Here is a 23,987-nt window from a genome sequence, read left to right as displayed (position 1 = left end):
CTTTCAGGCCCCGATGTTTTGATCAGACCCTTTTGTTGTAGTGGGCATAAGTTCGCCTGAATTTTAAACGACAGAGTTTGCAAAGCACCAATAAGAATTAGATGAAAAAGCAGTCAGCACCAAAAATGTCTGACTGAAAAACGATTAACTGCATAACTATTTTTAAGGTTTCTCGTTAATTCAGTCAGGTACAAACAAATCAGCTGCATTTTCACAATGAATTTGAGGGGGGGAGCATGTCCTTATTGGAAGTTAATGACTTGCGCATTGAATTTCCTTCACGCCACGGATCAGCAGTGGCAGTAAAGGGAGTATCTTTCACAGTGGCCAAAGGTGAAATCCTGGGGCTGGTGGGGGAGTCCGGAGCGGGCAAGTCTACGGTAGGGAATGCCATTATAGATTTGCTCAGTGCTCCTGGTCGGGTGGCTGGTGGACAAATCAGCCTCAATGGTGAAACGATTTCCGGTCTTTCCGGAGAGGCCATTCGAAAAATACGGGGCAGGCGCGTTGGGTTTATTTTTCAGGACCCTATGACGTCATTAAACCCGCTCCTGACCATTGAAACCCAATTAGTTGAAACAATGACTGAAAACCTTGGGTTAAATCCTTCAGAAGCATTTTCCAAAGCAATAGAAATGCTGGCAGCGGTAGGAATTCCTGAGCCGGAAATCAGGATTAAGCAATATCCTCATCAATTCTCCGGCGGTATGCGCCAAAGAGTGGTTATTGCTATCGCTCTGGCTGGTGATCCAGAATTAATTATTGCGGATGAACCCACCACCGCCCTGGATGTTTCCATCCAGAATCAAATTCTCGATTTGATTCGCGAACTTTGTAAAGAGCGAAAGGTCGGGTGTGTCTTTGTAACCCACGATATGGGTGTTATTGCAAACGTCACTGACCGTGTGGCCGTTATGTATATGGGGGAGCTGGTAGAGATTGGCAAAACCCGACAGATTCTGGAAAGCCCGGAACATCCTTATACTCAAAGTTTGATCAGTGCGGTTCCAAGAACTGACGTAAAACTGCATCGTTTTCCCAGAGTTGAATACATTGAGAAAGTTGAAACTCGCAGCATTGATGTCAAAAATCATTGGTTGGGTCAGCGTGAGTCCTTTGGTGCGATAGAAGATGAGAATCTTCTGAGTGTTGAAGATGTCGTGCTTAAATTTGAAACCCAGTCAGCCTTTCTGAAAAAAAATCGCCGCTATGTGACTGCATCCAATAATGTGTCATTCAAAGTGCGTGATGGTGAAACGTTTGGCCTGGTGGGGGAATCTGGTTCAGGTAAGTCAACTATTGCTCGCGTTATTGCAGGGTTATATCAGCCTGATTCAGGGCAGATCTTCTTTGCAGGAAATGATATTACCCGAATGGATGAAAAGGCTCGCAAGCCTTTCAGACGACAGATTCAGATGGTGTTTCAAAACCCTTATTCCAGCCTGAATGCACGCATGACGGTCAACGACATTATTGCTGAGCCTATTCGCTTTCATGGTCTGGCTGAGTCCGAACAGAAAATCAGGCAGATTACCAAAGACCTGCTGGATCACGTTGGTTTGGGGAGTAAGGCTGGAATCAAGTTCCCGCATGAGTTTTCGGGAGGTCAGCGTCAGCGTATTTCCATTGCCCGTGCCTTGGCAACTCGTCCCCGTTTTTTGATTTGTGATGAACCGACATCGGCTCTCGACGTTTCAGTTCAGGCCCAGATTTTGAATTTGCTGAAAGATCTTCAGGAGGAGTTGGGTCTGACCATGTTGTTCATCAGTCACGACCTGCCTGTCATCCGTCAGATGTGTGACCGGGTTGGGGTCATGAAGCACGGAATTCTGGTAGAAGTGGGTGAGACAGAAAAGTTATTCACTGCTCCTGAGCATGAATACACACAGAACCTGATTGAGTTGATGCCAAAAATGGACCATCTCTCTCGTCAGGGGCTGGAAAATATACAACAACAAGCGCCGGTCGAAACGGTGTGAGTGGATGCTGGCTGAGTGTCTGGCCAGCTTACAGGAGTTCTGCGAGTCGTAATGCTCGTATAAAACAGTCTTGAACCTATAAAGATAACAAAATTTTATTGACCTGCCTTGGGGGTAAATAATGAAAAAAATGATTAAGTCGCTGGCTGGCGTTGCTTTGGCATCTACATTGGCCATGAGTGTACAGGCTGCTTCACTGAAGATTGCCTATGATGCTGATCCTGTATCACTGGATCCTTATGAGCAGCTGTCAGGGGGTACCTTGCAGATGGCGCATATGTCCTTTGATCCTTTGATTCGCTGGGGACAGGACCTGAGCTTTGAGCCTCGTCTGGCAGAAAAGTGGGAACGAGTTGATGATCTGACCATGCGCTTTACCCTTAGAAAGGGCGTTAAATTCCACTCTGGTAACACATTGACAGCCAAGGACGTAAAGTGGACCTACGATCGTATGGTTAACAGCGCGGACTATAAAGCGATCTTCGCCCCATTCGCTGAATTGAAAGTGATTGATGATTACACGTTTGAACTGGTAACCAAGAAGCCTTACCCGCTGGTTCTGAATTCTGCGACCTATATCTTCCCGATGGACAGTCAGTTCTACAGTGGTCAGGACGATAAAGGTCGTGATAAAGGCTTGATCAAGAAGCACGGTGATACCTTTGCTTCCCGCAACATCTCCGGCACAGGACCTTACATTGTCAGTGATCGTCAGCAAGGTGTTAAGCTGCAATACAAGCGCTTTGATGGTTACTGGGATAAGAAATCTCCGGGTAATGTTGACGACATCACGCTGACACCGATCAAGGAAAATGCGACACGTGTTGCAGCTCTTCTGTCTGGTGGCGTGGACTTTATTTTCCCTGTGCCACCCAACGACCATAAGCGTATAGAGCGTTCAGACAAGGCTGACCTGATTACTCTGACCGGCTCTCGTCTGATCTCTTTTCAGTTGAACCAGGATCGTGTTGAAGCATTCAAGGATAAGCGTGTTCGTCAGGCTATTGTCCATGCCATCAACAACGAAGGTATTGTTAAAAAGATCATGAAAGGCTTTGCAACAGCCGCTGGCCAGCAAGGGCCAGTAGGTTATGCAGGTTTTGTTGATGATCTGAAGCCTCGTTACGATCTGAAGAAAGCCAGGCAGCTGATGAAAGAGGCGGGCTATGAAGATGGTTTCACCGTGACTATGATGGCGCCAAACAACCGCTATATCAATGATGCCAAGATTGCTCAGGCTGTTGCCAGCATGCTGAATCGTATCAACATCAAAGTTGACCTGAAAACGATGCCAAAGGCTCAGTACTGGCCAGCATTTGATGAGCGTGCTGCTGACATCATGATGATTGGCTGGCACTCAGATACCGAAGATTCTGCCAACCTGACTGAATACCTGACGGCCTGCGCGGATGCTAATACGGGTTGGGGTCAGTACAACAGTGGCAGTTATTGCAACGAATCTATCGACAAACTGGTAAAAGTGGCAGGAACGGAAACCAATCTGGACAAACGCGCCAAGCTGCTTCAGGAAGTAGAAAAAGAATTGTACCAGGAGGCTGCTTATGTACCTCTGCATTGGCAGAACCTTGCCTGGGGTGCCCGTAAAGGTGTGAATGCTGAGGAAGTGGTTAATATCATGAACTTCCCATACCTGGGTGACCTGGTCGTCAGCGAGAAGTAATCGTTATAGGGTCGGTCTTGGCCGGCCCTTCTCGATCGTTCTCAATCGGTCATTTCCCAAATCAGTTTGAGTCGTCAATCGTATAGAGCATTTTTTTTCATTGGTTATGCATTGTTGTTCAGGGTTGCCGCCCTTTTTCCAATGTTCTCTTCGACACAGCCATGAGCGTAGAAAAGTATTTTGTAAAGTCCTTGAATATGACAATGGCCAGGTAAAATATTTTTCACGGTAATAGCGAACCGATTCAGAAAACTATAAATCAGCCGTGAGCGAAGGGTTTATGTTTTTATCACAACGATAAAGCATGACTCATTACAACAGCCTTGAGCCGTAAATGCCGTGGACAGTCATTATTTCAAAATGATTCAGTTAGCAGGAACAGCGGCATTTTTCAAAGTATAAGAACGCTGCAGGATTTTTTATGTTGTTATTTTTATTCAGGAGACTGATGCAAGGTCTGGTGGTGATGTTTGTCATCAGCCTGATCAGCTTCTCCATTCAGGACAATCTGGGGGACCCACTCAGAGAGATGGTGGGGCAGTCCGTATCCGAGGCAGAAAGAGAGGCACTTCGTGAAGAAATGGGTCTGAACGATCCTTTTTTAGTGCAGTATGCTCGTTTTATGTCGAAGGCCGTTCAGGGGGATCTGGGTACCTCTTATTTCTTTAAAGAGCCGGCACTGGACGTCATTTTAGATAAGCTTCCGGCGACCCTTGAGCTGGTGTTTAGCGCAACCCTGCTGATTATTTTGATCTCTATACCAGCCGGTGTATACAGTGCAATCCGTCCAAACAGTATCCTAACCCGACTCATCCTCGGGATCAGTATTCTGGGGATTTCTGTTCCTGTTTTCCTGACTGCTATTTTCAGTATTTATCTGTTTTCTATTGAACTGGGCTGGTTGCCGTCCTACGGTCGGGGTGAGCTGACTGCAGTCTTTGGTGGTTGGGAAACCGGCTTTCTGACCAAGAGCGGTTGGCTTCACCTGGTTCTGCCGTCTGTTTCTCTTGCCAGTATCATGCTGCCTTTGTTTATTCGCTTGATTCGTTCCGAGATGGTTGAAACGCTGTCTACGGAGTATGTGAAATTTGCGAAAGCCAAAGGTTTACAGAAAGTGCGTGTTTATTTTCTGCACGCTCTGAAAAATACCATGTTGCCCGTTATTACTGTGGGTGGTGTTCAGATCGGAACCATGGTCGCCTATACCATTTTGACTGAAACCGTTTTTCAATGGCCTGGTATGGGCTTCATGTTCCTGGAGGCGGTGAACCGGGTTGATACACCACTGATTGTGGCTTATTTGATAGTCGTCGGTGGTATTTTTGTAGTGGTTAACACTCTGGTCGATCTGATTTATGGCCTGATTAATCCAACAGTAAAACTGGCAGGAGGCAGCCAATGAGTGAGTTGACTGTTCAAGAAGCGCCTTCCACCTGGCAGAAGGTTCGTCAGTCCAATATCTGGCACTGTTTTGTTAACGATCGTCTGGCAATGGTGGCCACTTTAATTTTTGCTGTCATTGTGGGGGCAGCCTTGCTGGCTCCTTTGCTCTCGCCGACAAATCCTTATGATCTCTCGACCATTGATATCATGGATTCCGAGATTGCTCCGGCATGGAGTGAAGAAGGAGATGAGCGCTTTTTACTGGGTACAGACTCCCAGGGAAGAGATATGCTGAGTACCATTCTTTATGGTGCCAGAATATCCATCGCTATTGGTTTCTTTGCCGTTATTCTACAAGCGTTGCTGGGTATCGTTATTGGTCTGACAGCAGGTTATGTGGGTGGGCGCGTCGATAACTTCCTGATGCGTATGGCAGATATCCAGCTTTCCTTCTCTACCATGATGGTGGCCATTGTTGTGTTGGCTCTGTTCCAGGCGTCCTTTGGTTCCGAGCTATACAGCAAACTGGCTATGTGGATGTTGATTCTGGTCATAGGTATTGCTGAGTGGCCTCAGTATGCAAGAACCATCAGAGCTTCGGTGTTAGCGGAAAAAAAGAAAGAGTATGTAGAGGCAGCGAAGGTGATGGGTTTTGGTCCGGGCCGGATTATGTTCAGACATATTCTGCCCAACTGCCTGTCTCCCATTCTGGTTATTTCAACCGTTCAGATTGCGAATGCCATTATCAGTGAGGCGGCCTTGTCATTTCTGGGATTGGGAATGCCGGTTTCTGAACCTTCTCTGGGTTCTCTGATCTCCAGTGGTTTTGAGTATATTTTCTCAGGCAGCTGGTGGATCACTGTGATTCCAGGTGTTGTACTGGTCACATTGGTGCTGGTGATTAACCTGTTGGGTGACTGGTTGAGAGATGTGCTCAACCCCAAGCTCTATAAAGGTTAAGCAGCCATGGGTATTGGGTCTGATAGAGCTGCATTTTCATAGTAAACTGAGCTTAGTTAGAAAGCAGATGTTTAGGATTAGTCCTGAAATAACTGCCCGATTATCCTTTTGCGGTTCGTCATCCCCGCGAAGGAGGCTGTCGCAAATCCCTCAAGCAAGTATGATTAACTCATGCTTGCTCAACTCTTTACCTCATGACCACGAAGCAAAAAAAGTTAATGATTCGAACGCCTCAGTTCAGCCTCTTGTTTCAAGAAGCTGATCTTCCCGAAAATACTGAGGCCACACCTGACACCAAAGCCTTAGAAAGACGCTTTATTGCTCCCGACCCGGCGGACATTTCAGTGGGTAACGTCCTGCTGAAACAGTACTTGGTGAATGCAGAACAGCGCACGCCTATTATCATTGCTGAAATGCTTGACCAGCAAAACTGGTCAGCCTTTGAGGCTCACTATGCCAGTTCTGGCCGCCCTCCCTATGCACCACGCCATATGATGGGGTTGATTCTTTACGGCATCATGCAGGGCGTGACTTCGTTGCGCGCACTTGAAAAACTAGCAAAGCTTGATCTTGGCTGCATGTGGATCAGCGGAGGTATTCATCCAGATCATGCAAACATTGGCCGCTTCATCAATATGCATGAGCCATCATTAACCGGCGAATTCTTTGACGCGTTAACCCGATCCGTATTGAAAAAAACGAACCCCTCGGGCCAGCGGCTGGCTGGCGATGGAACCACTATTGAGGCTGCCTGTTCCAACTACAACCTGATTAAGGAAGAGGCTGCCAGGGCCGCGCTTGAGGAAGCCCACCGGCAAGCAGAAAAACATCCAGAAGATCCAAAGACACTGGCAGACCTTGAGCAGACGGCTGACGTCTTGGATAGATTGCTTGAACAGAAACAAAACCGAAAGGATCGCGGCCGGAAGGCAGAAGAGACCAAAGTCAGTCCAACAGAACCGGAAGCCATTGTTCAGAAAATGAAACGCAACCGGGGCTTTGCTCCGGGCTATACGCCCTCCATCCTGGTCAACGAGAAAAGAGTGGTGGTTGGACAAGCTGTAGATCCCACCAATGAAATCTGAAGAGCTGCTGCTGGACGGTGGATATTGCAATGAGGCAATAATATCGACCACTTTGGATCGTGATATCAGCCTGCTTTGCTCAGCGGGCAAGCTGTCTGGGCGGCCGACGAAAGGTAAAAAATTTCAGAAAGCACATTTCCGTTATGATTCAGCGGAGGATGCTTACACTTGTCCAGCAAAGCAGAAATTAACGCTGCAATATCCTCCAAAAGATATTACCGCCCCAAAGGCGCGCTGGGTTTACGGAGGTGCACCTTGTCAGGACTGCCCATTAAAAGGGCAATGCACGACCAGCAAAACGAAGGGTAGAAGGGTTATCCGCTTTGCTGTGGATAACCTCAAAGATACCTTGCGGGAAGTTATGGAACACCCGGCCGCTAAAAAGGTGTTCAAGAAAAGAAAGGCGATGGTTGAACCCGTTTTTGGTTATCTCAGAACGGTTCAGGGGTTAAACCGTTTCCGACGTCGAGGTTTGGGGTCGGTCAAGCTGGAATTCAGTCTGCACCTGCTGGCCTACAACCTCAGCCGGGCTGTAGCGGCCAGTTTTAGGGTTCTTTTTGCGCTTATCTGGAGCATTTTGACAGCCTATCAGCGTCGTCAGGGTGTATTGCTCTAAAAATGGCCTGAATGATATGCCCCCACACAAAGGCCTACGTTACAGTGAGAGCCTTTGTGCTGGGGGCTGGTTCCCGTCAAGATGTGGTTTTTGCACCGGCCTCGAAGGCGAGGATCCACTGTTCGTGGTGGATTCCCACCTACGTGGGAATGACGGAAATACGGAAGTTATTCTGGAATTGTTCCTTAATTGCTTTTTGCAGGGCGTTTTAGCACAGCAGTATGCGCCCTTTCAGAAAAGTTCATAGCCTTTCATACAAAAGTTTCAAACGTTCTATTTTTGTCAATCCTTGAAGTCCGTTTAATCTGACCTACTTTGTAGGGTTCATTCTCAGGTTCGATGGATCTTTTCATGAGTTGTATATTCTTACACTCGTTCTATGTTTTAGTGGCGACCTGCCTGCTGCTGGTGTTGACCTGCCAGGGTCAATTCGCGAATGCTTCCGGACAACCGCAACCTGATTTTGAAACGATTGAAAATACGGTTCTGGTTTACCTGTTTGAAGAGAAAACGCCATGGTTGGAAGACTTGAAGGCAGCCACTTCAAACAATACTGACAAGTAGCCTTTACTCTCAAGCCTTGAAAAACTGATTCAGAACTATTCAGCTTGGTCAGATATTTTTGACAGTATTGTTCCTTTCAATCTGACGCTTATGAGCCCTAATGAGCGTCTTCAGGCTAGTCATTTTTTTATACGATCAAGAGCAATGGGTCTATTCGTTCCTGACAGTATTTTCATCTATCTGGACACCTTGTATCAGGAAGACAACGGGTTGCTGAAAACGCTCGACGAGTTTCTTCTGCGAGGTATAGCGGACTTGCCTGAGGAGCAACTCCTCAACTGGTTTCATGAAAAACTGTTGGAACAGAGACAGATACTGAATGAGGGGGTTGCCGCATTGGAACAGGCGCCTGATGAAGATAAAGGAGTGCTTCATCATTTTCTGGTGGCTCTGCTAATGGTCAGACAGCCTTTTATGCGATGGCCCGCAGCAGATCGCTATTTGTCAGATCAGCAAAATAAAAGTCCGGATCAACGACCGGTTCTGGAACTCTATCGGTCACTATTACGACTCAGGTTTGCGCCTCATGAGAAGGTTGCAGGCAATGAAACGGGTCGAAGCTTTCTGGGAATGAAACTGTTTGCATCAGCGGGTGAAATGCCCACGTTTCAAGAGGAAGTGGATCGTTTGCTGACGACATTTGAAAGCATTGAGCAAGAACTGGCTTCATGGCAGGAGCGTTACGAAGCAGTAAAAGGGCAACAGCAGTTCACTCTTGAGCAGTGTGAGGAATACACGGTAACGCATGATGAGCTGAGTCACCGTTGCCAGAAAATGCTAAAAGCCAATAACCAGCAGGTTGATGCCTGTAACGACGAATATGACCGGGATCTTGCCACTGGAATTAATGAATGCAATCAGAGGAATGAAAAGACAGCAGAAATAAACCGGATCGTAAACCACAGAAATAAAGTAAAGGCAGAACGAAAAAACCTGATGTTTGACTGGTGGCAGCGTTGCAGTGGCTGGAATTACCCATGTCCCAATGGTATGGAGCGAATCTGTTACCCCTTTGATATACCCAATCATGCTTGCTGGCAATGGGCAGTCACAGAGCAGTTGTGGCAGGATGAACACAGCCGTTGGAAGACAGAGTACAACACCTGGTATTCCGAATTCAGTGATTGGAACCGAATCTGTGATCAGCGACGTAATGCACTGACTGCCTGGAAATCCCGATGTCTGGGTTTGGAATCGTTAGCCTCAAAACAAAATGCCCAATGTCGTGGCGAGATAAGTGCCTCTCACGCATTATTGAAAGATTGCCAGAGTCGATTAAGTCACCTTTCAAGACAGAAGACTGAGCTGAATGAAAAAAAAGCAGACCTGAATAAGGACTATGAAGCTTATCTTCAAGAGAAAAGCACGCTCAGAAATCGTATAGAGACTCTGCAAGCAGAGCTGGAGAGTATTCAGCCGGTCGCAGGTCATTGTCGTGTCGATGACTGCCAGTGGCTGGGTTTCCCCCAGGTAGAGCTGGATGATTTTGCCAATGTTGCAGGTGAAGTCTATTTGGCTATGGCAGGGCCAGGGGGTAAGCTGAAGGTTGCAAGTAAAATTGCAAAGTCAGTATATACTCAATTTGAAAAGAAAATTGAGAAGCAGATGATAAGTCGAGGATGGAATAAAGAGAGTATACTCCATACAATTAAAAAGCCTCATAAAACGGTTCAAACCAGAGATGCTCGATGGAAGTCTGACGGTACTCGCAGAGATGATCCTGCAACTGCATATATCCGTGAGGATGGCCATTATGTTATTCGTAACAATAACGATGGAACAATTGTTCAAATATCAGACAGAAATAAGCATGATTGGCGATCACCATTCTAATTAGTGATATCTATTATGAAAGAAATGATATTTGAAAAATTTCTAGGTGATACTCGTGAATATGAAGAAGAATTAATATTTCCAAAAGAGTTATGTATGGAATTCATTCAAGAGTGCCGTCTACATAAAGTTGCAATACTTGGTATTGAAGGATATCTGTTTCTACCGGATAAGTGTGTGAAGCCTGTGATTGATGAAGTTGCAGACTTTTCTGATTTATCAAGTCTTGGAAGGAAGCAATATGTAGACGAATCTGTCTATTCGGCTGAAGAATTTTTGAAACACATGCTGAAAAATGGAGTAAGTGACGGCTACAGCTTTGTGCTCGACTAATCTGAAACATATTTCCTCTGGCCACCAGAAAGGCGGTGCCAGAATCATGAAAGACTCAAACAAAAGCCTTTTCCCTGAATATATGACAAGGGATGAAATTGAAAGAGCTGTTCGGCAGGCCTACCGATACGGTAAGGAATAGTCCGTAAATAACTTCCTTATTTGACCACCCCCCCCGTTCGGGCTGAGCCTGTCGAAGCCCAGAGCCACCACCCTTCGACAGGCTCAGGGTGAACGGAGTTCATGCTTTAATCGGGAAGTTATTTCAAGACTAATCCTAAGCGTATTGAAACTCAAGAGAACCGGATTCATTTGCGTGGCAATGGTATTGATATATGGGTCAATAAAGATACAAGAAAAATATGACTGCATATCCTTCAACCAAGTGACAAGAAAGGAGTTACTGGATTGATAGTTCAACTAAAAAGTGAATCATTAAGTAAGTCTGACTTTAGTGGTGAAATCACAGGTGTGATTTTCTTTAGTTTGGGAAGTTTTCAGTTTCCTGAACAGGGCTGGGATGACTTTGCTGTTACCATTATGGGCTGGTGGCTTCGTGCATTAATTGATCTTAAAACAGGTGCTTCTGAGGAGGAAAAACTGTTATATATGGATGGAGCATTTTCAGTTATGGTAGAAAAGCGGAGTACTTCTATCTGCTGTCTTCATTTCATAAAGGGAGATACTCAGGTTTTAAAAACCATGGACCTATATCCACTTTCTGACTTGGCTGACAGCTTTCTATCTACAGCGCAGCAGCTCTACTCAGCTTGTCTGGACCATCAATGGATAAGTGATGACATTGATCTTTTGAAAGAGCGTATCGAGCAGCTGTCAGGGCTATACCCTGACCTTGGTGAATGTCAGACTTAGTCGGTTCATCAGTAAAGTGGCCTGTTTTGTGACGAGAAAAAAACTCCAAGCGCAGTTGTCTCTAAGGCACCGCTTTGACAGGACTATCCCAAAACGACTTTCCATTCTGGTGCGGTTTAGGGGGCAAATACACGTTTCCTGATTAACTGCCAGATAAGCACTCCAGTGAAAACGGCCGCCATCAGAGGGTTAAACCAGCTGGTGGTGTCAGTGACCAGAGTTCTTGAAATATCAAAGGCGAACAGAACACCCAGAGAGATTAATCCAGTGGTCCATGCCAGTGTTTTATCCCGCCATAGATAGATTGCAGCGGTGAACCAGAAAGCCAGTACTGAACCAAGAATAATGTAGTCAGTATTGACACTTCTTGGGTTGAACATCACGTGATAACAAGCTGCAAAGCTGAGCAAATAAATCAGGCCGTTCTTGGTACCGTGACGAACAATGGCATAAAAGCAGGTTGCCCAGGTCATGGCTGCCAGAATAACTTTAATGATGTTTTGCCAGTTTTCCGGAACCGAGTGGTGGGTAAGCTGCATGGGAATATTGAAGAAGCTGGCCCAGGTCGGAGTCGAAACTCCCAGTTCTACTGCCGAGTCAGCCATTTCCAGAAAGTTGTTGTATTGCTCAAGGCCATAATCCAGCCCGCCAAACACCAGTGGTAATGACAGAAAAGCCAGCAGCATCAATGGAACTCTTAGCCAGAAGGGTTTGAACAGTGTGGTTACCAGCAGGAAAAAGACAATAAAGGTTGGCTTCAGGCTCATAACCAAAGCCAGAACCAGAGCAGCAGAGTTCCAGCGCTTCTCGATGATCTGACTGATGATCAGCATCATGGCAGAGATCAGTACGACATTCATTTGTCCGTTACGAAAGCCTGAAAAGGCGATGGGAACAGCAATCACGCCGAATAATCCAAACCAGTTAAAGAGTTTTTCTCTGGAGTACGCCTGAAAATGGCTCAGCAGCCGAAGGCTGGCCCAGGCGTATAGTCCGATGATAAATACTCGCCATAGCAGATCGGCCAGAAAAACAGGAAGTTTGGTGACTGGTACAAGCAGCACTGCAAACGTAGGAGTGTAAATGAATCCCCCGGGCCCGGAGTATAGTTTTACCTGATCAATCCACCGTTCAGCTCCCAGTAAATAGCTGTCGAGTACCGTATGTTGACCGGGCTCTAGAGCTACTTTGGCAAAGATCAGAATGACGGCCAACCCCCAGAGAAAGACTCCAAAAAGGGCTGCAGGATGGTTTTTAAGGAGGGCTATGTCCTTCATCAGTACTCGTTCTTTTTTTAGAGTTATGACTGTTAACAAATGACTTTCAAACAGGGTGAAAGTGATCTGTTTTTTTTAAGGCAGATTACAACATACGACGAGAATGCCTTTTCCGCCAGTAGCCATGTATTCCGGAAAGTTCCTAAAGCCACTCCAGTCAGTCTAAAGGCTGCGGGAATACTGAGATATTCGTTTTCTGATCAGTACGAAAAGATGGCCGCTCTTTCTGGATTTTTAGGCCGGGCTGTCTATTCTCGGTCAGCCTCCTGGTAAAAGAGTCTGTTGAATACTTTCGTTGTATTGGTTTTGTTGAACTTTAAGACGTGGGCTTTGTTTCTTGAGGGCGGGGTGGGGAATTTGAAGAGCGTATTTTCAAGGTTTATTGACCCTGTTCAATATTGGTTAATAAGTTATCTGTCATCATCGGCACTATAGATTTAGCCATAGAGTTGTATATTTAAGCGATGTCCAAAATTGCGATGCTGTTTGCATCCAGGGAAGGTCAGACACAGAAAATTATTGAACGGATGTGCTCAATTGTGACCCGGGCTGGGCACGATGTGGATATGATTCATCTGGAAGGTCCGGTCACAAAAAATCGGCTGGAACAGTATGAGGCATTTGTTCTAGGCAGTTCTGTCCGGTATGGGCAGCATCACGATTATTTTTGTCGGTTCGTTGAGCAGAATGTTGCTGAGCTTAACCGTAAACCCTGCTATTTCTTTTCCGTTAACCTGACTGCGAGAAAGACCAATCGCAGTGAGCCTCACCAGAATCCCTATCTGACGAAGTACCTTCGTTATGGATCGCTTCGTCCCGATAGTGTGGAAGTGTTTGCAGGTGCTTTTAAATGGTCACGCTATGGTTTTTTCCAGAGACAGTTGCTGAGTCTGATTCTCAGAGTCAGTGATGGGTCATCGGCGCCTGCAGAAGATTGCGAGTTTACCGATTGGTGTCGAGTGATAAAATTTGCAGAGCGGTTTGTTCAGCAATTGGACAGCCATGCAGGTCAGAATCGGTATTCTGGTTGCAAAGAATGGGTGTGTGCCTGAGTAATAAAACGGGATGAAACAGGATCTTTGCAAAGGGTTCCTGTTTCAGGCGCTTCTGTAGCGGATATGGGTTAATGATTACACTTCGGGCTCAAGAGCCAGTGACAGTAACAGGGTAAAACCGTATACGATGGGAATAAAAAGAGACAGGGCGAGAATAATATAATCCATGTCCATGGAGCAGTACCTGTTGTTATTTTTATTATTGTTAGAACCTCACGTTGGGTGACCTGATAAGGTCCACAGGGTGAGATTCATTCAGCCTGTCTGTACAGGCTTCCTACCAATCTAGCAGTTATGGATGATGTTTGAAAAGCCCCCGTGTCAATCGACGTCCTTGTCAATCAATAAGGTTTTTAGCTTTCGGTATGCCAGCCTGCAGGCAGACCAATATGTAACTTCTTCAGAAGTTGACCCATGCTGTTCAGGACGCGGTAGCGGGCATAAACCACACGATAATTCGCTTTAGTGTATTCGCGCTGCGCCTGATAGCTTTCATTTTCGCTGTCCAAAAGGTCCAGCAGGGAGCGCTTGCCCAGATCAAACTGTTGTTTATAGGCTTTGACGGTTTGGGCGCTGGCATCCATATGTCTTTTCAGAAATGGCTGTTCTGAAGTCAGGCTGTCCAGAGATGACCAGGCCATTTTGGTGCTTTCTGTGACCAGACGCTGAGCATCTTGTTGGTTGGCTCGACTCTCTTCCAGCATATAGGCTGCTTCCTGACGTTTGGCGCTATCAGAACCCCCTCGGAAAAGATTGTAATTAAGGCTGAGCATGGCCAGTGTATCGTCGTGCTTTCCTTTCTGGCCATTGACGTCTCGATCCCAGCGTTGGGTCAGAGACAGATCGACCTTGGGCAGGAACTGGCTGCGGGTTTGATCATAGCCATGCTGAGAGGCTTTGACATCATAAATACTGGCGCTCAGGGCAGGGTGCTCCCTCATGGCAATTGCAATGGCTTCATCCAGTTCACCCGGTAGCTCAATGTCATTGACCTGAGGCATCGTCAGATCACTGGGGATGTCATTAACAAGGCGGAAATACTGGCTTTCAGCATCCCGAAGGTTGTTTCGGGCATTGATCAGGTTGGCCCGTGCACGAGCCAGACGACCCTCGATCTGGTACAGATCAGACTGGTTAGCTACACCCTGGTCTGCTCTCTTCTGAACCAGCTGGTGAATGCGTTCGTGGGTGTTCAGGTTGGCTTGTGCCAATTTGACCTGACGTTGCTGTTCCATGACCTTAAGGTAAACATCGGCAACGTCCAGAGCGAGCATTTCGGCTTTACTCCGCAGCAGCTCACGATGACTTTCTTTCTGCTCTTTTGTCTTGCGGTATTCATTGGTGGTGGACAAACCGTCGAACAGATTTTGGTTCAGGGACAGGGCGTTCTCTTTAGGCTTGAAGTCTTTCTGGTCTGAACCAACGGTACGAGTGTAAGGAGTGTCGAGCCTTTCAGAGCCGACACCTGCCTTGAAATCCAACGTGGGCAGGTAGCCACCCCGTGCCACTTTCACTGTTTCTGTGCTGGCCTGAAAACGGTTCAGAGAGGCCTGTGCCTGAGGGTTGCTTTCAAGGGTCCTGGTGATCACCTGTTCCAGGCTTTCTGCCTGTACATTGATGCTCTGGAGTTGAGCTGCAATTAGTAATGCCGGCGCAGACACACGAAGTATTTTCATGGAGGTGAGTTCCTCTGAATCATCTAATTCAAATGTTTATCTGAAAGCTGTTACCGCTTACTGTTGCCCTGATCACCTTATGAAAAACAGCGCGCCCGCTGTGTTCAGGAGGGCAGAATATTGTTTTCTCGTCAGACATAAGTCTTATACCCATCGCCTTTCAAGATGCTACGTTGTTGCCAGCGTTCGCTCACCCTGATCACCTACTACTTGTAGGCTCACAGGGCTTCGCTCACTTGTCGCCGAGTAGCATCTTGAAATCCAATGGGTATAGTTCAGGACGTCCGTCTCCTCTGGAGTGCCTGAAGAGACAACTCGCAGCGGTATTTTTGCCAGAGACTGGAGTAACCAGTTTGATCTCATTGAAACTAGCATAATCTGTAAAATCTGCCGGAATGCCGTAGGGCTTCTGAAACATGAGTACTCATCAGGACAACAAAATACGACAACAACTTTCTGAATAAGTTAGAGCTAACGTATGATTTAATGACGATAAAGTTGATACACATAAAGTAGACATGGAGTCCTCATGCGTCTAACTCTGTTGTTGTTTTCCTGGTTAATAATCCCGTGCGTGATGGCTCAGGGGTCGGTATCTCTGAAGTCCAAGCTGGTTCAAGGCGGTTTCTATGTAGGCAAGGTCAAGCCAGGTACTGAAGTCATATATAAGGACAGGCTGGTTAGAGTATCGAAGCGTGGTCGTTTTATTGTGGGTTTTGGTCGAGATGCTTTGCTTCAGCAAACACTTTTGTTGAAAGATCCGGACGGTAGCAGTGAAACCCTCAAATTGACGCTGTCCAGGCGTGATTACAAAATCCAGCGAATTAAAGGTATTGCCAGAAAGTACGTCAGTCCGGCTGAGAAGGTGCTCGGGCGTATTCGTACCGAAGGTCAAAAGGTTAAATCAGCCAGGCAATATGATTCGGTTCAGAACGATTTTTTTGCAGGTTTTGAGCGGCCGGCCAAAGGACCGGTCAGTGGAGTCTATGGCAGTCAGCGCTTCTTTAATGGAGAGCCGAGAAGGCCTCATTTTGGGTTGGATATTGCCGGGCCTGAGGGCGCCGGGGTGATTGCACCGGCCCATGGTATTGTCAGAATGGCGGAACCTGATCTTTATTATTCCGGCGGGACCATCATCCTCGATCATGGCTTTGGTATTACAACCAGCTATTTACATCTCAGTGAGGTAAAAGTGGTTGAAGGACAGAAGATAAAGAGGGGAGAAGTGATTGGTGCGATTGGAGCGACGGGCAGAGTGACAGGTGCTCACCTTGATTGGCGTGCCAACTGGTTTGATGTTCGGCTGGATCCGGTTTTGATGATGCTTGAGTAAGTGTGGGAATTTAAACCGGGGATGTTAATGACATCCCCGGTTTAAATTAAACATCAAGAATGGGTTCCACAGCGGCTCTGATATCAGATTCAGTAGCATCGACAGGCAGTGTGAAAGAGAAGTATTGGTCGTCTTTCAGGCTCAGGGATTTGTCGACTTCTGCCAGACAGTGGATCTCATTGTCAGCAAGAATAAAGGACAATTCGATTTCTTTGGAGCCAATAAAACCGGACTTTAGAAACTCTATTTCCTGGTAACAACCTGAGTGAGAAGAAAAACCATTGCCTTGTAAAAATCCTTTTTCAACATCGGTTTTTTCCAGATCGAACCCGGCTTGCTCAATGGTATGAATAATACTGGCTATCACCGGTAGGGGCTGGACCTCGATGTAGTCACGGTCACTGGGATCGATAGCGAACTCAATATCCAATTGGGTCTCAACCCAGAATCGACATTGATTACTGCGAGCATTCAGCCCTGTGATGGGCGTTTCTTCATGGAGTGGCCAGGTGAAAGGGATGCTCTTTTCTTCGCCGGGATGAATGACAAAGGAAGATGTCATGGCCATCTCATCCAAAGGAAAAGTCTGGTAACTGACCCCGGAATCAGATTCCTCTTTCACTTCCGTGTTGAAAGTCAGGCTGATGGCAGTAATAGTCTGCTCAACATCGCCTCCTTTTATATAAATAGTCCCCGTTAATTCATCTCCCTGTTTCAGGGCAACATGGTCCAGTATTGTGTCTACCTGTAATCGAAAGAGTGCTCCCTGCGACCTAGCAGGGAGGTGAATTTCGTCAGCCCGTCAGGGCTGATCTTGGTTCTCGATATACTCCTTAATTACATCCAATGGTGCGCCCCCGCAGCTTCCGGCAAAATATGATCTCGACCATAAGACAGGCTTTCGATAAGCACCCGCAATATCACAAAACTCTTGCCTTAGTCTTCTGGACGAAACAGCTTTTAAACTGTTTATCGGTTTGGAAATAGACGGGGTTTTGGGCGTAAACTCAACCAGCAAATGCACATGGTCTGCTTCACCGTTAAATTCAACCAGCTCAGAATCAAAGCTCCCGCAAATTTCAGAAAAAATATCTTTCAGTCTTGTTAAGTGCAAAGCTCCCAGAACTTTCTTTCTGTATTTTGTGACAAAAACAATGTGGCAATGCAGGCTGTAAGCACTGTGCCGACCTTTCTTTATTTCCTGCATACTGATATTTTATAATCCGTATTATGGGCTATTATATATAGCATATAAGATATCACACTGATTGCATAAATGAAGATTATCAAGGCATATAAGTACAGACTGGACGTAACGCCAGAGCAGCATGAAAGGCTTATGCAGCTCTGCGGTACATGTCGTTTTGTCTGGAATAAAGCCCTGAGCATCTGCAATGAAAAATGGAAGTCTGGCGAAAAAATTCCATCCTCTTACACCATGCACAAATGGCTTCCTACATGGAAAAAAGAAGAGGAAACCAGTTTTTTAGCCCAAGGTAACGCTGTAGCTTTGCAGCAAAAATTAAATGACCTTGGAGCTGCTTGGGGGAAGCATTTTGATGATCTTGCAAAGCTCAAAGCAGGAAAAATGAAAGAGGTTAAGTTTGAGAAGCCTTGCTTCAAACAGCGCAACAAAGACTCCCATAATTCCATTCGTATCATGCAGTTTTCAAAATACTGTAGAATAGAAAACCGCAGGGTGAAGCTCCCCAGTAAGTTAGGCTGGGTAAGATTCCGCAAATCCCAAGAAATTTGTGGGGAAATCAAAAACTGTACAATCACCCGTAAATCAGGACACTGGTTTATCAGTTTCCAGACTGAGCAAGAGCGGCTTGATCCGGTACACCCCTCTGAAAAGATTGTGGGTCTTGATATGGGGGTTAAGAAATTCGTAACCCTTTCGACTGGCGAGCAATATAAACCCTTAAACTCGTACAGGAAGCATGAGAAAAAGCTTGCCAGTGAGCAAAGGAAGCTTTCTCGAAAGGTGAAATTTTCTGAAAACTGGAAAAAGCAGAAACGTCGTATTAACAGGATTCACAGCAAGATAGCTAATTGCCGATCCGATTACCTCCATAGAGCCTCATACGAAATCAGCAAAAACCACGCAATAATCGTCATTGAGGATTTAAAGGTGTCGAATATGTCAAAATCAGCAAAAGGCAATGCTGAGAATCAGGGTAAAAACGTAAAGGCAAAATCGGGTCTTAATAAGTCTATTCTTGATCAAGGATGGTATGAGTTCAGACGACAGCTCGAATATAAGCAGGCTTGGCGAGGTGGTGAGGTTATCGCTGTAAACCCGGCATACACAAGTCGAACCTGCCCTGAAGAGTCCTGTCGTTACGAGTCAAAAGAAAACAGACCGAATCAAGAAACATTCAGGTGCGTTAAGTGTGGGTATGAAAATAACGCCGACATTGTTGGCGCACTGAATGTATTAAGTATTTGGGAGCTGGGTCACAGCTTGTCAGCCTGTGGAGAGGGTTCGTTGGAGTCCTCTGAGAAACAGGAACCACGGCGAAATCGTGAGAGAGTAGCCGCCTAGTAATAGGAGTCCCCTAGCGACCTAGCTGGGGGAGGATGTCAACTTTGCTGCACCAAATCCTAAAGAGGCTTTCAGCTTGTCGAGCATTCGCTGCTTCCGTCAAAAATATAAGTTCGTCCATTGTCGCTTAGTATCAGAATGCGTTTCAACTCAGATGCAGTAAAAGTGTCAGTGATCATGAATCTTCAGGTGAATTGTTCTAAATCAAACAGTCAGGATTGATAACATTTTTTGTGAGGCTTTTGTAAGAAACCGCTGTTCAAGGAAAGTGCCAGTTGAATTTCTGAGCTAAAGCTCCATAAAGTCATTATGAATCTCTGGAACTGAAAGGATGAGAGTTTTGTTTGATAAGCATCAATTACCCAGTCAAGAGAGCGCTCTGAAAGGGCGTGATCAAGCCGTTGAGGTGCCTGCTGAGCACTTTGTAAATGGCCATGCCATACAGGCTCCTTTTCCAGGTGAACTGGAAGTGATCTACCTCGGGATGGGCTGTTTCTGGGGCGCAGAAAGACTGTTCTGGCAGCAGGAAGGCATTTGGACAACAGCGGTTGGGTATGCGGGTGGTTATACGCCCAATCCAACTTATGAGGAAGTTTGCAGTGGCAGCACGGGCCATGCTGAAGTGGTCATGGTGGCTTATGATCCAAAGGTTATCAGCCTGGTAGCTTTGCTCAAGTTATTCTGGGAGTCGCATGATCCCACCCAGGGCATGCAGCAGGGAAATGATCGTGGAACTCAGTATCGTTCTGTTATTTATACCACTTCGGAGGAGCAGAAGGAGAGCGCTGTTGAGTCCCTGGCTCAATATCAGGTGGCATTGAGTGATGGTCATAAAGGCAGTATTACGACTGATATTGTTGAAGCACCGGTGTTTTATTATGCAGAAGCATATCATCAGCAATATCTGGCCAAGAATCCGGAAGGTTACTGCGGGTTAGGAGGGACAGGTATCTGCTTGCCTCCTTCATTGCAAAGATAGGGTGAATCGAGCCGTTCTGCACTGATGGATATTCTTCAGGCAAAAAAAACCGGACAGTCTCGAAGAGGGGAGAACTGTCCGGACGCAGTTTGCTGAACGAGTATCCTTTAGGAATTGCTAAATCCGATAGAACTAAAGATAGACGTGCCTTCGGTTTATCTCCCTGAGTAAATATCCGTTTGCCGTTTCGTTATACCGCTATTTTTGATCGGTTATTACCTATCTTGTTGATGCCGGAAAGAGCAGAGGGCTGGTGCTCACGTTTTGTTTCGACTCATGGCTCTCACCAGAAACCGGGTGGGGTTGAGATGGTCCAGCAGGTCAGAAGTGACAGGTGAGCACTCACCATTCATTTGGGCGGCCAATAACTCACCACAAAGAGGTGCGGTTATTAATCCTCTTGAACCATGCCCCGCATTGATATACAGACCTTTGAGGTATTTTGGAGGTTGAGTGAATCGGTGCTTCATGTTTTTTCTGAGCATGGCAAAGTCTTCCTGAAAACATGCCTGATCAACAATTGCTCCCACGGCAGGCATATAATCAGGGGTAGTGCACCGGAAGCTGGCCCTGCCTCCAAGAATGTGGGCTTGGGCCCCTCCCAGGGCTTTATAAATCTCAGGTGCACAAGTTTCCTGCATGGACAGGTTTTGCTCATGATCTTTTTCTAATACTTCAGCAGAGTCACTTTGGAAATCGAACGTGGCGCCAATAGTGTGCCGACCCTTGATAGCCGGAGCAGCGTAGCCTTTTCCACAAACGGTTGTTTTCAGTAATGAGCTTTTATCGGTGCTGCTGATCTCGGTTATTTGCCCCCGGATATTTTTCAGGGGGATATAGCTCAGTGGTGGTAATTGAGTCGATGCTTTAGCGCAGGTAATGATGACATCACGGGATTGCATTGTCTGGATGTTATCTTCACTCTGCAGGGTCAGAGTCCAGCCATTTTCATCTTTTTTAAGGGATTGCAGTCTCGCATTGGCGACCACATTGATATTATCGTGCTTCGCCAGTGCCTTGCAGAAGTTTGCAGGATCGACCCAGCCCGCGTGAGGGAAATATATGCCTTCATGTTCCAAAGGTATACCGGCTCGCTCTGAAAGCTCTTCTCTGGACAGGAAACTCAGGAAGTCTTCCGGGAAATGCCGGGCCAGCTCCAGATGGCGTGTTCGAACTTTTTCGTTAATGGCCAGTTGTATGACCCCTGACTGTTGCCAGAGGTCGGGTTGTTGGCGGGCATAAGTGTTCAGCAGACTGATGGAGTAAAGATACCCCTGAGCGATAAATCGACTGAGTGGGGTCTGGTTGGCTGACAACTTGGTATACAGAATACCCTGAGGGTTACCTGAGGCTTCCATAGCCAGAGCATTGTGTTGCTCCAGTAACGTGATCTTCCAGCCTCTTTCAGCCAAAGCCCGTGCCGTATTGCAGCCCGCCAGACCACCACCCACAATAATGGCGCTGCGTGTTTTTTCATCCATACCTGAGCTGGGTTGAGTTGTGCCTTGATACCAGAGCGGCCTGATTGTTTGATCGTCAGGCTTATGAATCAGCTTACCGTTGATCATCTCTCTTTTAAGTCCGAACCCAGAGCCTTTTTCAACAGAAAAGCCGGCCTGGATGAGTCCATCTCTAACGATTCTTGCCGCAGTGAAGGTCGCGTATGTTGTATTCAGATGGCTTTTTCTGGCCATGGCAGAGAACAGTCCGGGTTGCCACATTTCAGGGTTTTTGGCTGGGCTGAAGCCATCCAGAATCCAGGCATCAACCTGACCTTCCAGATCAGGCAGTAAGCTGAGTGTATCGCCCATGCAGAGTGTCAGTTTTATCCTGCCACCATCCAGGCTGAAATGCTGATGGCCTTCGACAGCGGGTATGTAACAGGCCGTCAGTTGTTTTGAGTAACTGGCCAGTTCAGGCCATATTGAGAGTGCCTGTTGAAGGTCTTCGCGTGCCAGTGGGTGTTTTTCGGTTGAAATATAATGAAGCCTTGCCGACTCGGGCGCTTCTTTCTCAAAACAGGCCCATGCACATAGGAAGTTGAGCCCTGTGCCAAAGCCGGTTTCAGCAAGAGTAAAACACTCGTTCTGATTAAGTGCGCTGAAGCGTTCAGGCAGGCGATTGCCATTGATAAAGACGTGCCGGGTTTCTTCAATACCGCAAGTAGTAGAAAAGTAAATGTCGTCAAAAGCTGTGGAAACGGGCTGACCGTTCTCATTCCATTCCAGGTCTGCATGAGCCAGAGGTTGCTTTCTTTGTTGCGGTTGAAGAGGTGAGTCTTTTTTGCTCATGCAGGGTCTCTAATTAAAGATGTGTAGATGGATCGACAGGAATTCCGTGTGATCCGGCAGGTGTGAAGGTTGGTTTCCGGATGTCGATCGAGAGGTTGTTAATTGACTGCGAATCTACCGTTGGCAAATGGGGTTGTCAATTAATGCAGAGATGAAGCATTCCTGTAAAAAACAGGACATGAATTCTGTTGGTTGTTTCCCTCGCCCGATAGCATCTGGAGAGAGGGGTATGACTCTTATCTAAAGGTAATTTTGCCCGTCATCATGATAATAAGGCTGCATGCAATAAAGTTGAATGAGTCTTCTATAAATAGAGATCAGATGTTTTCGCCGGGGTGAAGGCAATACCTTTCAGTATTGCCAGAGAGTTTCACGAGGCGGCCTGAATAATATGAGTGAGCGTCTGAAGGCAGCTTTCCCGCTTTACTTTTTCAAACAGAATCTGGGCATTAGTTGAGCTTTTACTCATCATACTTAGCCACTGTTTGAGTCTGCCATCCAAATAGCGTCTGGGGTTATTTATGAAGTAAGGGTGTTCCTGTTCCGGGCTTTCAGGAGGGGTGATGACCTTTTCGGTAAACCTCTGAATCAGCGAGAGAGAACGTGCCCAGCGCTCTTCCTGGCATTGGGTGTGCTGACTGGCCACAATGGCAGCAGGCAGATCCGGGTCACGAAGAATGCCCCGACCAATCATAATGTCCTGACAGCCTGAGATCTCTCGGCAACGTTGAGCGTCTTCAACCTTGAAAATGTCACCGTTGGCAATTAACGGAATAGAAAGGGCTTCACGCAATGCAACCAGCTCTTGCCAATGAGCCGGAGGTTTGTATCCCTGAAGCTTGGTTCTGGCATGGACGACCAGAGAGTTTGCACCGGCACTTTCTATTGCCTGAGCATTTTCCAGAGCCAGGTCGCTGTCCAGATAGCCCAGCCTCATCTTTGCAGTGACAGGAACTTCGGCAGGAACAGCCTTTCGAACCGCTGAAACAATTTCATGAATAAGCTCTGGCTCTTTCAGAAGAACCGCACCGCCTTTATGTCGATTGACCGTTTTGGCAGGACAGCCAAAATTGAGATCAATGCCCAATGCGCCCAGTCGGGCAGCTTTGGCGGCATTGTAGGCCATCATTTCAGGGTTGTTACCCAGAAACTGGATGTGAACCGGTGTTCCTCCCCGTGTACGGCAGCCGTTCTTTAGCTCCGGACAAATTCTATGAAAAGTTTGCGTGGGCAGACGGGTGTCAGTGATGCGAATAAATTCTGTCACACACAGGTCAATGCCACCGGCTTCTGTCAGTAACTCCCGAAGCAGAAAGTCTACGACACCTTCCATAGGGGCCAAGGATATAGTGCTCATGAATGAATAGGGTATCGCTATTGGGCAAACGCGACAATTTAACAGAAAAATTTGTGTCCACAAGTCGTAACTTCTGAAGGGAGGAGGCTAAGGAGTATGAATTTTTATGAGAGGTAAGAAGGGGTTGTCATATAGTTTACACGGACGTTTTAAATAGGTGACGG

20 protein-coding genes are annotated in these 23,987 nt (G+C 46.7%); 14 read left to right on the top strand and 6 right to left on the bottom strand.

The window, feature by feature from the left end:
- Positions 1 to 236 precede the first annotated feature (236 nt).
- The 10 genes from GZ78_RS00580 (at position 237) to GZ78_RS00535 (ending at position 11,307) form a co-directional block, all read left to right on the top strand.
- The gene (locus GZ78_RS00580) at positions 237 to 1,979 is read left to right on the top strand and encodes an ABC transporter ATP-binding protein (RefSeq protein ID WP_034831941.1); all 1,743 of its coding nucleotides are present in this window, start codon (positions 237 to 239) and stop codon (positions 1,977 to 1,979) included.
- A gap of 121 nt (positions 1,980 to 2,100) precedes the next feature.
- Positions 2,101 to 3,660 (top strand): ABC transporter substrate-binding protein, encoded by a 1,560-nt coding sequence (locus GZ78_RS00575; RefSeq protein WP_034831940.1) that lies wholly within the window; start codon positions 2,101 to 2,103, stop codon positions 3,658 to 3,660.
- A 421-nt stretch (positions 3,661 to 4,081) separates the two neighbouring features.
- Entirely contained in the window at positions 4,082 to 5,062 is a 981-nt protein-coding gene (locus tag GZ78_RS00570) for an ABC transporter permease (protein ID WP_034831939.1), read from the top strand.
- Complete coding sequence (locus tag GZ78_RS00565; RefSeq protein WP_034831938.1) at positions 5,059 to 6,003, top strand: ABC transporter permease; 945 nt, start codon at positions 5,059 to 5,061, stop codon at positions 6,001 to 6,003. The genes GZ78_RS00570 and GZ78_RS00565 overlap by 4 nt, the downstream gene beginning before the upstream one ends.
- A gap of 218 nt (positions 6,004 to 6,221) precedes the next feature.
- Positions 6,222 to 7,088 (top strand): transposase, encoded by an 867-nt coding sequence (locus GZ78_RS27020; protein ID WP_161787272.1) that lies wholly within the window; start codon positions 6,222 to 6,224, stop codon positions 7,086 to 7,088.
- Complete coding sequence (locus tag GZ78_RS00555; RefSeq protein ID WP_034831936.1) at positions 7,078 to 7,704, top strand: transposase; 627 nt, start codon at positions 7,078 to 7,080, stop codon at positions 7,702 to 7,704. Before GZ78_RS27020 ends, GZ78_RS00555 begins: the two co-directional genes overlap by 11 nt.
- A 351-nt stretch (positions 7,705 to 8,055) precedes the next feature.
- Positions 8,056 to 8,268: a hypothetical protein gene (locus tag GZ78_RS00550; RefSeq protein WP_152558471.1), complete on the top strand. Its 213-nt coding sequence runs from the start codon at positions 8,056 to 8,058 to the stop codon at positions 8,266 to 8,268.
- A 144-nt stretch (positions 8,269 to 8,412) separates the two neighbouring features.
- Positions 8,413 to 10,101, top strand: coding sequence for a colicin E5-related ribonuclease (locus tag GZ78_RS00545; RefSeq protein ID WP_034831931.1), 1,689 nt, complete (start codon positions 8,413 to 8,415; stop codon positions 10,099 to 10,101).
- A 15-nt stretch (positions 10,102 to 10,116) separates the two neighbouring features.
- Positions 10,117 to 10,434, top strand: a complete 318-nt coding sequence (locus tag GZ78_RS00540; RefSeq protein WP_152558470.1) for a hypothetical protein — start codon at positions 10,117 to 10,119, stop codon at positions 10,432 to 10,434.
- A 408-nt stretch (positions 10,435 to 10,842) separates the two neighbouring features.
- Positions 10,843 to 11,307 (top strand): hypothetical protein, encoded by a 465-nt coding sequence (locus GZ78_RS00535; RefSeq protein WP_034831928.1) that lies wholly within the window; start codon positions 10,843 to 10,845, stop codon positions 11,305 to 11,307.
- A gap of 116 nt (positions 11,308 to 11,423) precedes the next feature.
- Here the strand turns inward: GZ78_RS00535 and GZ78_RS00530 are convergent, their stop codons facing one another.
- Entirely contained in the window at positions 11,424 to 12,584 is a 1,161-nt protein-coding gene (locus tag GZ78_RS00530; RefSeq protein ID WP_034831926.1) for a glycosyltransferase family 87 protein, read from the bottom strand.
- A gap of 464 nt (positions 12,585 to 13,048) precedes the next feature.
- Between GZ78_RS00530 and hemG the strand changes: the two genes are divergently transcribed.
- Complete coding sequence (hemG, locus tag GZ78_RS00520; RefSeq protein ID WP_051785682.1) at positions 13,049 to 13,636, top strand: menaquinone-dependent protoporphyrinogen IX dehydrogenase; 588 nt, start codon at positions 13,049 to 13,051, stop codon at positions 13,634 to 13,636.
- A gap of 356 nt (positions 13,637 to 13,992) precedes the next feature.
- Here the strand turns inward: hemG and GZ78_RS00515 are convergent, their stop codons facing one another.
- The gene (locus tag GZ78_RS00515; protein ID WP_034831922.1) at positions 13,993 to 15,315 is read right to left on the bottom strand and encodes a TolC family outer membrane protein; all 1,323 of its coding nucleotides are present in this window, start codon (positions 15,313 to 15,315) and stop codon (positions 13,993 to 13,995) included.
- A 529-nt stretch (positions 15,316 to 15,844) separates the two neighbouring features.
- Here GZ78_RS00515 and GZ78_RS00505 point away from each other — a divergent pair.
- On the top strand, positions 15,845 to 16,648 hold the full coding sequence (locus GZ78_RS00505) for a M23 family metallopeptidase (protein ID WP_034831919.1): 804 nt from the start codon (positions 15,845 to 15,847) through the stop codon (positions 16,646 to 16,648).
- A gap of 46 nt (positions 16,649 to 16,694) precedes the next feature.
- Here the strand turns inward: GZ78_RS00505 and GZ78_RS00500 are convergent, their stop codons facing one another.
- Together GZ78_RS00500 and tnpA are read right to left on the bottom strand one after the other, a co-directional pair.
- Positions 16,695 to 17,384: a sporulation protein gene (locus tag GZ78_RS00500; protein WP_269078744.1), complete on the bottom strand. Its 690-nt coding sequence runs from the start codon at positions 17,382 to 17,384 to the stop codon at positions 16,695 to 16,697.
- A gap of 66 nt (positions 17,385 to 17,450) precedes the next feature.
- Positions 17,451 to 17,855 (bottom strand): IS200/IS605 family transposase, encoded by a 405-nt coding sequence (gene tnpA / locus GZ78_RS00495; protein WP_034831916.1) that lies wholly within the window; start codon positions 17,853 to 17,855, stop codon positions 17,451 to 17,453.
- 69 nt (positions 17,856 to 17,924) lie between these two features.
- Between tnpA and GZ78_RS00490 the strand changes: the two genes are divergently transcribed.
- Positions 17,925 to 19,196: an RNA-guided endonuclease InsQ/TnpB family protein gene (locus GZ78_RS00490; RefSeq protein WP_034831913.1), complete on the top strand. Its 1,272-nt coding sequence runs from the start codon at positions 17,925 to 17,927 to the stop codon at positions 19,194 to 19,196.
- Between the two features lie 331 nt (positions 19,197 to 19,527).
- Positions 19,528 to 20,175: a peptide-methionine (S)-S-oxide reductase MsrA gene (msrA, locus tag GZ78_RS00485; RefSeq protein WP_034831910.1), complete on the top strand. Its 648-nt coding sequence runs from the start codon at positions 19,528 to 19,530 to the stop codon at positions 20,173 to 20,175.
- A 257-nt stretch (positions 20,176 to 20,432) separates the two neighbouring features.
- Here msrA and mnmC read toward each other — a convergent pair whose 3' ends face one another.
- Together mnmC and GZ78_RS00475 are read right to left on the bottom strand one after the other, a co-directional pair.
- A complete protein-coding gene (gene mnmC / locus GZ78_RS00480) occupies positions 20,433 to 22,466 on the bottom strand; it encodes a bifunctional tRNA (5-methylaminomethyl-2-thiouridine)(34)-methyltransferase MnmD/FAD-dependent 5-carboxymethylaminomethyl-2-thiouridine(34) oxidoreductase MnmC (protein ID WP_051785680.1) in 2,034 nt (677 codons plus the stop codon).
- Between the two features lie 370 nt (positions 22,467 to 22,836).
- Positions 22,837 to 23,823 carry a tRNA dihydrouridine synthase gene (locus GZ78_RS00475; protein ID WP_236631451.1) on the bottom strand — a complete coding sequence of 329 codons (987 nt, stop codon included), beginning with the start codon at positions 23,821 to 23,823 and terminating at the stop codon, positions 22,837 to 22,839.
- Positions 23,824 to 23,987: the final 164 nt, after the last annotated feature.

Origin of the sequence: Endozoicomonas numazuensis, assembly GCF_000722635.1 — a bacterium.
Taxonomy (GTDB): Bacteria; Pseudomonadota; Gammaproteobacteria; order Pseudomonadales; family Endozoicomonadaceae; genus Endozoicomonas_A; species Endozoicomonas_A numazuensis.
The sequence above is the reverse complement of the archived record's forward strand: the minus strand, read 5'-3'. Positions and strand labels throughout refer to the sequence as shown.

Coding starts and splice junctions, on each gene's coding strand:
- GZ78_RS00505 (WP_034831919.1), top strand. CDS start 15,845: ATGCGTCTAACTCTGTTGTTGTTTTCCTGGTTAATAATCCCGTGCGTG.
- GZ78_RS00555 (WP_034831936.1), top strand. CDS start 7,078: ATGAAATCTGAAGAGCTGCTGCTGGACGGTGGATATTGCAATGAGGCA.
- GZ78_RS00550 (WP_152558471.1), top strand. CDS start 8,056: ATGAGTTGTATATTCTTACACTCGTTCTATGTTTTAGTGGCGACCTGC.
- GZ78_RS00570 (WP_034831939.1), top strand. CDS start 4,082: ATGTTGTTATTTTTATTCAGGAGACTGATGCAAGGTCTGGTGGTGATG.
- GZ78_RS27020 (WP_161787272.1), top strand. CDS start 6,222: ATGATTCGAACGCCTCAGTTCAGCCTCTTGTTTCAAGAAGCTGATCTT.
- msrA (WP_034831910.1), top strand. CDS start 19,528: ATGAGAGTTTTGTTTGATAAGCATCAATTACCCAGTCAAGAGAGCGCT.
- GZ78_RS00540 (WP_152558470.1), top strand. CDS start 10,117: ATGAAAGAAATGATATTTGAAAAATTTCTAGGTGATACTCGTGAATAT.
- hemG (WP_051785682.1), top strand. CDS start 13,049: ATGTCCAAAATTGCGATGCTGTTTGCATCCAGGGAAGGTCAGACACAG.
- GZ78_RS00515 (WP_034831922.1), bottom strand. CDS start 15,315: ATGAAAATACTTCGTGTGTCTGCGCCGGCATTACTAATTGCAGCTCAA.
- GZ78_RS00580 (WP_034831941.1), top strand. CDS start 237: ATGTCCTTATTGGAAGTTAATGACTTGCGCATTGAATTTCCTTCACGC.
- mnmC (WP_051785680.1), bottom strand. CDS start 22,466: ATGAGCAAAAAAGACTCACCTCTTCAACCGCAACAAAGAAAGCAACCT.
- GZ78_RS00565 (WP_034831938.1), top strand. CDS start 5,059: ATGAGTGAGTTGACTGTTCAAGAAGCGCCTTCCACCTGGCAGAAGGTT.
- GZ78_RS00475 (WP_236631451.1), bottom strand. CDS start 23,823: ATGAGCACTATATCCTTGGCCCCTATGGAAGGTGTCGTAGACTTTCTG.
- GZ78_RS00545 (WP_034831931.1), top strand. CDS start 8,413: ATGGGTCTATTCGTTCCTGACAGTATTTTCATCTATCTGGACACCTTG.
- GZ78_RS00530 (WP_034831926.1), bottom strand. CDS start 12,584: ATGAAGGACATAGCCCTCCTTAAAAACCATCCTGCAGCCCTTTTTGGA.
- tnpA (WP_034831916.1), bottom strand. CDS start 17,855: ATGCAGGAAATAAAGAAAGGTCGGCACAGTGCTTACAGCCTGCATTGC.
- GZ78_RS00490 (WP_034831913.1), top strand. CDS start 17,925: ATGAAGATTATCAAGGCATATAAGTACAGACTGGACGTAACGCCAGAG.
- GZ78_RS00575 (WP_034831940.1), top strand. CDS start 2,101: ATGAAAAAAATGATTAAGTCGCTGGCTGGCGTTGCTTTGGCATCTACA.